The organism is Flavobacterium sp. FlaQc-30 (assembly GCF_044005885.1).
GTDB lineage: Bacteria > Bacteroidota > Bacteroidia > Flavobacteriales > Flavobacteriaceae > Flavobacterium.
In genome coordinates this window covers 1-474 of the sequence record NZ_JBIPCO010000029.1, presented here as the reverse complement: position 1 = coordinate 474, position 474 = coordinate 1, and the positions used below count along the sequence as shown (strand labels likewise).

General features: G+C 40.3%; 1 protein-coding gene. It reads left to right on the top strand.

Going from position 1 to position 474, the window contains the following annotated elements:
- Positions 1-474, top strand: a 474-nt coding sequence (locus tag ACHRV0_RS21600; RefSeq protein WP_395442509.1) for a contractile injection system protein, VgrG/Pvc8 family, incomplete at both ends; no start/stop codon positions are given.

Genomic DNA, 474 nt, shown 5'->3' with positions numbered 1-474 from the left:
CCATGCGAAAATACATTGGCGATGAAGTCATTTTTACTTTCAAAAGTCTGACCGGAATCAGGCTGATGAGTAAAGGAATCATTACTGAGGTCGCTTCAATAGACAGGCACGGCAGTGCCGCTGGTCTGCATATTACAGGAATAAGCCACAGCAAAGTAATTGACGATATGCCAAAATCCAGAACTTATCTAGAAAGAGGGATGGATGATATTGTTATAGATTTATTGTCAGAAGGGCCAACAGAGTTTTATCAGAGAGATGCTATCAGATCAACTTATTTGAAAGAATTCAATTATATGGCGCAGTACAATGAGACCAATTTTGAGTTTCTTAAAAGACTGGCCGCCCGATACGGACAATGGTTTTATTTTGACGGAATGCGCATGCAGTTCGGACAGCTTAAAAACTCCAAGGTTAAACTCATCAACGGAGCTTCCATGCATAGTTTTAAGATACAAGCCAATATGACTGCAC